6 protein-coding genes are annotated in these 7,794 nt (G+C 69.0%); 3 read left to right on the top strand and 3 right to left on the bottom strand.

What is annotated here, in order from left to right:
• The first annotated feature begins 328 nt into the window (after positions 1-328).
• Positions 329-1,270 (top strand): hypothetical protein, encoded by a 942-nt coding sequence (locus tag ACE3QY_RS21760; protein WP_374458160.1) that lies wholly within the window; start codon positions 329-331, stop codon positions 1,268-1,270.
• A 201-nt stretch (positions 1,271-1,471) separates the two neighbouring features.
• Here the strand turns inward: ACE3QY_RS21760 and ACE3QY_RS21755 are convergent, their stop codons facing one another.
• Genes ACE3QY_RS21755 through ACE3QY_RS21745 form a run of 3 tightly spaced genes read right to left on the bottom strand, consistent with a single transcriptional unit; the run spans position 1,472 to position 4,978 of the window.
• Positions 1,472-2,215 carry a succinate dehydrogenase/fumarate reductase iron-sulfur subunit gene (locus ACE3QY_RS21755; RefSeq protein WP_374458159.1) on the bottom strand — a complete coding sequence of 248 codons (744 nt, stop codon included), beginning with the start codon at positions 2,213-2,215 and terminating at the stop codon, positions 1,472-1,474.
• The gene (locus tag ACE3QY_RS21750; RefSeq protein WP_374458162.1) at positions 2,212-4,233 is read right to left on the bottom strand and encodes a fumarate reductase/succinate dehydrogenase flavoprotein subunit; all 2,022 of its coding nucleotides are present in this window, start codon (positions 4,231-4,233) and stop codon (positions 2,212-2,214) included. Before ACE3QY_RS21750 ends, ACE3QY_RS21755 begins: the two co-directional genes overlap by 4 nt.
• Positions 4,234-4,264: 31 nt before the next feature.
• Positions 4,265-4,978 (bottom strand): succinate dehydrogenase cytochrome b subunit, encoded by a 714-nt coding sequence (locus tag ACE3QY_RS21745; RefSeq protein WP_374458158.1) that lies wholly within the window; start codon positions 4,976-4,978, stop codon positions 4,265-4,267.
• Positions 4,979-5,123: 145 nt separating this feature from the next.
• Between ACE3QY_RS21745 and ACE3QY_RS21740 the strand changes: the two genes are divergently transcribed.
• Entirely contained in the window at positions 5,124-5,945 is an 822-nt protein-coding gene (locus ACE3QY_RS21740; protein WP_374458157.1) for a hypothetical protein, read from the top strand.
• 1 nt (position 5,946) lies between these two features.
• A complete protein-coding gene (locus tag ACE3QY_RS21735; protein WP_374458156.1) occupies positions 5,947-7,794 on the top strand; it encodes a fumarate reductase/succinate dehydrogenase flavoprotein subunit in 1,848 nt (615 codons plus the stop codon).

Genomic DNA, 7,794 nt, shown 5'->3' with positions numbered 1-7,794 from the left:
GCGATGGGGCAGCCTCGACGAGGCGCCCGGCCTGGTGGTGCCGTTCAAGAAGGCGGTCTGCGAAGCCGTGGGGGACCGCTGCCTCGAATTCGGGGGCCGGCCCGGCCGGGCGGGCCCGGCGGGGGTTCACCGCGGGGGGGGCGGGGGCACACAAACATCCGCAACGCCCTTTTGTTAGGTGGACCACCGCTCGTACGACGCTCTCGGCGCGTCGGTCGGTACCCCAGACGCGCCACCAGGTGTCCACAGGTACAGCGACGCGATGCCTGTCCACAGCCTGGAGACGGAGGGCCGAGCCGATGGACGGTCAGCGTGGCCGAATCAGGCCATGTTCGCGATTCCCGAGCCCCTGCTCCACGGCCCGTTCGCGCGGGCGACCGCCCTTGACGCCCGGGTGCCGGAGCGCGTCCTCGAAGGCACTCGCTTCAGGCGGCTGCACAAGGGCGTGTACTGCCATCGCGACCACGAGATGACATGGGAGGACCGTGTCCTCGCCGCGCAGCTCGCGCTCCCGGCCGGGGCGCGTACGACGGGTGTGACCCGGCTCCAGCAGCTCGGGGTGGACGTCGGCTCGCGCGACACCCTGCATTTCGTCGTCGAGGGTGACCTCCACCTGGTGCTGGACGGCGTGTTCCTGCATCGCACGGTGAAGATGCCTCCGCACGACGGCGACGGCGTCACGGTGGAGGCAGCCTTCGTCGCCTTCTGCGCCGACGCCCGTCTGGTCGACGCCATCAAGGTCGGCTGCTTCCTGCTCCACAAGGGGTGGCTCGACGGCCACCTGCTCGACCGGCTGCTGACCGAGGAGAAGTGGCGCCGCGGCGTGCCCGAGACGGCGTACGTCCTGCCGTTCCTCGACGACCGGCCGCGCTCGGTCCCCGAGGGGGAGCTGCTGGCGTACGTCGTGTTCTCCGGCCTGCCGACGCCCGAGGTCAACGAGACGATCTCGCTCGCCGATGGCACGGAGCTCGCGCCGGACCTGTGGTTCGAGCACTACGAGATCGCCGTGGAGTACGAGGGTGGTCAGCACCAGGACGACCGCGGGCAGTACGTCGCCGACATCGATCGCTACGCCGCCTACCGCCGCAACCGCGTCGACTACGAGCAGGTGACCAAGGAGCTGATGCGCTCGCCGAAGGCGACCGTGCGTCGGGTGCATGCAGCCCTCGTGGCGAAGGGGTACGACGGTCCGCCGCCGAACTTCGAGGACGCGTGGCCGCTGCTCTCCATGCGGCTGACGGACGTCGTACGGCCGCTGCGTGCGGCGTGAGCGTCGCGGTGGTCCACCCACATTCCTGACCTGCCGAATGTAGGTGGACCACCGCCACCGGGCGTGTCGTGGACAAACGCGCGGGTGAGCGGTGGTCAGCCCACATTCCGAGCGCGGGAAATGTAGGTGGACCACCGCCCGGCAGGCGCGGGTACGACGAAGGGCCCGGGGAGACCCCGGGCCCTTCGTCGTGCGGATCGATCAGTGGCCGTGCTTGATCGCGGTGCGGAGGTCCTTGTTGAGCTGGGAGATCACGTCGAGCGGGATCTCCTTGGGGCAGGCGGCGGTGCACTCGCCGATGTTGGTGCAGCCGCCGAAGCCCTCGAAGTCGTGCTGGGCGACCATGTTGACCACGCGCTCGTCACGCTCGGGCTGGCCCTGGGGGAGCAGGCCGAGGTGGGTGACCTTGGCGCCCATGAAGAGCGAGGCCGAGCCGTTGGGGCAGGCGGCGACGCAGGCGCCGCAGCCGATGCAGGTCGCGACGTTGAAGGCGCGGTCGGCGTCGTCCTTGGGCACGGGCACCGAGTGGGCCTCCGGGGCCGAGCCGGTGTTGACCGAGATGAAGCCACCCTGCTGGATGATCCGGTCGAAGGCGCTGCGGTCGACCACGAGGTCCTTGACGACCGGGAAGGCGTCGGAGCGCCACGGCTCGATGGTGATGGTCTCGCCGTCGCTGAACGAGCGCATGTGCAGCTGGCAGGTCGTGGTGACCTCCGGCCCGTGGGCGTCGCCGTTGATCATCAGGCCGCACATGCCGCAGATGCCCTCGCGACAGTCGGAGTCGAACGCGATCGGCTCCTCGCCCTGGGCGTTGAGCTGCTCGTTGAGCACGTCGAGCATCTCGAGGAACGACATGTCGGGGGAGACGTCGGCGAGCTGGTAGGTGTGCATCGCACCCGGGGTCGCGGCGTCGGGCTGGCGCCAGATCTTCAGGGTCAGGTTCACTTGTAGCTCCGCTGCTTCATCTCGATGGCCGTGTAGACCAGGTCTTCCTTGTGCAGGACAGGTGCTGCGTCCTCGCCGGCCCACTCCCACGCGGACACGTAGGCGAACTCGTCGTCGTGGCGCAGCGCCTCGCCGTCCTCGGTCTGCGACTCGCCACGGAAGTGGCCGCCGCAGGACTCGCGCCGGTTGAGCGCGTCGATGCACATGAGCTCGCCCAGCTCGAAGAAGTCGGCGACGCGGCCGGCCTTCTCCAGGGACTGGTTGAGGGTCTCGGCGCCGCCGAGGACCTTCACGTTGCGGTAGAAGTCCTCCTTGAGCGACCGGATCAGGTCGATGGCCTTCTTCAGACCGGTCTCGGTCCGCTCCATGCCGCAGTACTCCCACATGATGTTGCCGAGCTCGCGGTGGTACGAGTCCACGCTGCGCTCGCCGTTGACCGTGAGGAAGTGCTCGATCCGACCCTTGACCGACTCGCGCGCCTCGACCACCGCGGGGTGGTCCTCGCCGATCTCCTCGAACGGCCCGTCGGCGAGGTAGTCGCGGATGGTGTGGGGGAGAACGAAGTAGCCGTCGGCCAGGCCCTGCATCAGCGCCGAGGCGCCGAGGCGGTTGGCGCCGTGGTCGGAGAAGTTCGCCTCACCGGTCACGAACAGGCCGGGGATCGTGGACTGCAGGTCGTAGTCGACCCAGAGGCCGCCCATGACGTAGTGCACGGCCGGGTAGATGCGCATCGGCACGGAGTACGGGTCCTCGCCGGTGATCCGGGCGTACATGTCGAACAGGTTGCCGTACTTCGACTCCACGGCGTCGCGTCCCAGACGGGCGATGGCGTCGGCGAAGTCGAGGTAGACACCGCGTCGTACGCCGTCCACCTCGGGCCCGACGCCACGACCGTCGTCGCACTGGTACTTCGCCGCACGCGACGCGATGTCGCGCGGCACCAGGTTGCCGAAGGAGGGGTAGATCCGCTCCAGGTAGTAGTCGCGGTCCTCCTCGGGGATGTCGCGCGGGTTCTTGTCGCAGTCGGCCTGGTTCTTGGGCACCCAGATCCGGCCGTCGTTGCGCAGCGACTCCGACATCAGCGTCAGCTTGGACTGGTGCGTGCCGGTCACCGGGATGCAGGTCGGGTGGATCTGCGTGTAGCAGGGGTTCGCCATGTAGGCGCCCTTGCGGTGCGCCCGCCACGCGGCGGTGACGTTGGAGCCCATCGCGTTGGTGGAGAGGTAGAAGACGTTGCCGTAGCCACCGCTGGCCAGGACCACCACATCGGCGAGGTGGGTCTGGATCTCGCCGGTGATCATGTCGCGGGCGATGATGCCGCGGGCCTTGCCGTCGACGACGACGAGCTCGAGCATCTCGTGGCGGGCGTACATCGAGACCGTGCCGGCCGCGACCTGGCGCTCGAGCGCCTGGTAGGCGCCGATCAGCAGCTGCTGGCCGGTCTGGCCGCGGGCGTAGAAGGTGCGGGACACCTGCACGCCACCGAAGGAGCGGTTGTCGAGCAGGCCGCCGTACTCACGGGCGAACGGCACGCCCTGCGCCACGCACTGGTCGATGATGTTCGTGCTGACCTCGGCCAGGCGGTAGACGTTGGACTCGCGCGAGCGGTAGTCGCCGCCCTTGACCGTGTCGTAGAAGAGCCGGTGGACGGAGTCGCCGTCCTCCTTGTAGTTCTTCGCGGCGTTGATGCCGCCCTGCGCGGCGATCGAGTGCGCACGGCGCGGGGAGTCCTGGTAGCAGAACGTCTTCACGTTGTAGCCGGCCTCGCCGAGCGTGGCGGCGGCCGAGGCGCCGGCCAGGCCGGTGCCGACGATGATGATGTCGAGCTTGCGGCGGTTGGCCGGGTTGACCAGGCGCGCCTCGAACTTGCGGTTCTGCCAGCGGTCCGCGATCGGGCCCTCGGGCGCCTTCGCGTCGACCAGCGGCGAGCCGGGGGTGTAGTAGCCGGCGGCGTCGTCGTAGTCGCCGTCGAGCGACCCGCTGGCCGAGGCCTCCGTCGAGGTGACGGTGTCGGGCATGTCCATGTCGTGGCTCACGAGTGAGGACCCCTTACTTGGTGATGATGCCGGCGAGGACGGCGAGCGGGACGAGGGAGAAGCCGACCGAGACGATCAGCGCGATGACGAAGGCGATCGTCTTGGCGCGGGCCCGCTTCGCGGCGGTGCCGGTCCAGCCGAGCGTCTGCGCGGCGCTCCAGATGCCGTGGTGCAGGTGGGCACCGAGGGCGAGCATCGCGACGAGGTAGATCAGCGTCAGCCACCACACGTCGAAGGTGTCGACGAGGAGGTTGTAGGGGTCGTTCGTCTCCCCGCCCTGCACGTTGACCTTGCCGATGGTGAAGTTGAGCAGGTGCCAGATGATGAAGAGGAGCAGCGTCACGCCGCCCCAGCGCATCAGCCGGCTGGCGAAGATCGCGCCGGTGTGCTTCTTCATGACGTACTTGGTGGTGCGGGCGTTGGCCGCACGACGCCACAGCACCGCGGCGCAGTAGACGTGGACGACGAGCGCGAGCAGCAGGCCAGCACGCAGGATCCACAGCGCACCCTCGTGCGGGAGCATCGGCTCGCCGAGCTCGCGGAGGTGGTGGGCGTACTCGTTGAACGCGTCGTGGCCGCCGAAGGCCTTGAGGTTGCCGTACATGTGCGCGAGCACGAAGCCGAGGAAGACGATGCCGCTGATCGCCATGCCCATCTTGAGGGCGATGGTGGTCCGAGAGGCCCGTGCGCCCTTCACCAGGGTCGGGGGAGTGAGTTGGGTTGCCACAAGGGCACGGTATCCCCTCGCTGCGGGGCGCGACGCGCCGCGTCCGTGTGACGTTTTCCTTGGCGCGTTGACTTCCGCTGGAGTGTGACACAGGCCATAGTCGGGGGCGTTGCCCCGACCCCTTTCCGGGCCTCTTGGAGGACGCATGGCATCGACCGACCAGGGCGTGAGCAGTCCGGGACGTGCGCGCATCGATGCGCGCACGTTGCGCGAGGACCGGTGGTGGCTCCAGCCGCTGGCCACCTTCGTGGTCTTCTCGGGCTTCGTCGTCTTCGCGACCATCCGCGCGTTCATGGGCCGCGACTACTACGCCGAGCCCTACCTCTCGCCGTTCTACTCACCGTGCCTGGGCGACTGCGTCGAGGGCGCGTCCGACTTCGGCCAGCCCTTCGCGTGGTGGCCGCTGTCGGCGGCGCTGATCATCCTGATCTTCCCGCTGGGCTTCCGGATGACCTGCTACTACTACCGCAAGGCCTACTACCGGGCGTTCTGGCTGAGCCCGCCCGCGTGCGGGGTCGCCGAGCCCCACCAGGCCTACTCCGGCGAGTCCCGCTTCCCGCTGGTCCTGCAGAACGTTCACCGCTGGTTCTGGTACGCCGCGGTGCTGGTCGGACTCGTGCTGACGTTCGACGTGGTCCTGGCGTTCCGGCCGATGCCCGCGGAGTACGCCGTCGGCGACGGCGAGACCAGCGGCGTCCACATGGGCCTCGGCACGCTGCTGATGATCCTCAACGTCGCCTTCATCTGGCTTTACACGCTCTCGTGCCACTCCTGCCGGCACATCGTCGGGGGCCGGTTGCGCCACTTCTCCAAGCACCCCGTCCGCTACAAGCTGTGGACGTGGGTCTCGCGGCTCAACGAGAGCCACGGCAAGTGGGCGTGGTACTCCCTGTTCTCGGTCGCGATCGTCGACTTCTACATCTTCCTGCTCGCCACCGGGACGATCCAGGACCTGAGGTTCTTCTGACATGACTGAGACACGACACCCGATGACCGGCAACGAGATGTCGCCCGACGCCCGCGCCGGCATGGAGCACCACGAGTACGACGTCGTGGTGATCGGCGCCGGTGGGGCCGGCCTCCGGGCCGCGATCGCCGCCCACGAGGCAGGCGCCCGCACGGCCGTGGTCTGCAAGTCGCTGCTCGGCAAGGCGCACACCGTGATGGCCGAGGGCGGCGCCGCCGCGGCGCTGGGCAACCGCTGGCCCGAGGACAGCTGGAAGGTCCACTTCCGCGACACCATGCGCGGCGGCAAGATGCTCAACAACTGGCGGATGGCGCAGCTGCACGCGCAGGAGGCGCCCGAGCGGGTGCTCGAGCTCGAGGACTGGGGCGCGCTCTTCGACCGCACCGAGGACGGGCTGATCTCGCAGCGCGACTTCGGCGGCCACAAGTACGCCCGGCTGGCGCACGTCGGCGACCGCACCGGCCTGGAGCTGATCCGCACCCTCCAGCAGCGCACCGTGCAGCTCGGCATCGACGTCTACATGGAGTGCACGGTCACCGAGGTGCTCAAGGAGGGCGACCGCGTCGCCGGCGCCTTCGGCTACTGGCGCGAGACCGGTCGCTTCATCACCTTCGAGGCGCCGAGCGTGATCCTGGCGACCGGCGGCATCGGCAAGTCCTACAAGGTCACCTCGAACTCGTGGGAGTACACCGGCGACGGGCACGCGCTCGCGCTGCGGGCCGGGGCCAACCTGATCAACATGGAGTTCGTGCAGTTCCACCCGACCGGCATGGTCTGGCCGCCGTCGGTGAAGGGCCTGCTGGTCACCGAGTCGGTGCGCGGCGACGGCGGCATCCTGCGCAACTCCGAGGGCAAGCGGTTCATGTTCGACTACATCCCCGACTTCTTCAAGGCCGAGACAGCCGACACGGAGGAGGAGGCGGACCGGTGGTACGACGACAAGAAGAACAACCGTCGACCACCGGAGCTGCTGCCGCGTGACGAGGTCGCCCGGGCCATCAACTCCGAGATCAAGGCGGGCCGCGGATCACCGCACGGAGGCATCTACCTCGACATCGCGAGCCGCCGCGACGCCGACTACATCCGCAAGCGGCTGCCGTCGATGTACCACCAGTTCAAGGAGCTGGCGGACGTCGACATCACCGCCGAGCCGATGGAGATCGGCCCCACCTGCCACTACGTGATGGGCGGTGTCGAGGTCGACCCCGACACCCAGCAGTCCGCGGTGCCCGGCCTCTACGCCGCGGGCGAGGTGTCCGGCGGCATGCACGGCTCCAACCGGCTCGGCGGCAACTCGCTGTCCGACCTGCTGGTGTTCGGCAAGCGCGCCGGCGAGGACGCAGCGGCGTACGCCACCTCGGGCGCCCGCCCGGCGATCGCCGAGGCGGACGTGAAGGAGGCGCAGGCCAGTGCCCTGGCGCCGTTCGAGGTCGAGGGCGGGGAGAACCCCTACACGATCCAGCACGACCTCCAGCAGTCGATGAACGACCTGGTCGGCATCATCCGCACCGCCTCGGAGCTCGAGGAGTCGCTCGCCGAGCTCGAGACCTTCAAGCAGCGGGCGGCCGGGATGGTGGTCGAGGGGCACCGGCAGTACAACCCCGGCTGGCACCTCGCCCTCGACCTGCGCAACATGCTGCTGGTCAGCGAGTGCATCGCCAAGGCGGCGCTCGCCCGGCAGGAGTCGCGGGGCGGCCACACCCGCGACGACTTCCCGGGTCCCGACCCCGCGTGGGGCGCGAAGAACCTCGTGCTCTCGCTCAACGCCACCGGTGACGGCGTCGACATCGCCGAGAAGCCGCTGCCCGTGATGCCCGACGAGCTCAGCCAGCTGTTCGAGGACAAGTGA

The organism is Nocardioides sp. (assembly GCF_041913365.1).
Lineage (GTDB): Bacteria > Actinomycetota > Actinomycetes > Propionibacteriales > Nocardioidaceae > Nocardioides.
The sequence above is the reverse complement of the archived record's forward strand: the minus strand, read 5'-3'. Positions and strand labels throughout refer to the sequence as shown.

What these genes read in the sequence shown, in the direction of transcription:
- ACE3QY_RS21760 (WP_374458160.1), top strand. Translation starts at nt 329, where the DNA reads ATGTTCGCGATTCCCGAGCCCCTGCTCCACGGCCCGTTCGCGCGGGCG.
- ACE3QY_RS21750 (WP_374458162.1), bottom strand. Translation starts at nt 4,233, where the DNA reads ATGCCCGACACCGTCACCTCGACGGAGGCCTCGGCCAGCGGGTCGCTC.
- ACE3QY_RS21740 (WP_374458157.1), top strand. Translation starts at nt 5,124, where the DNA reads ATGGCATCGACCGACCAGGGCGTGAGCAGTCCGGGACGTGCGCGCATC.
- ACE3QY_RS21735 (WP_374458156.1), top strand. Translation starts at nt 5,947, where the DNA reads ATGACTGAGACACGACACCCGATGACCGGCAACGAGATGTCGCCCGAC.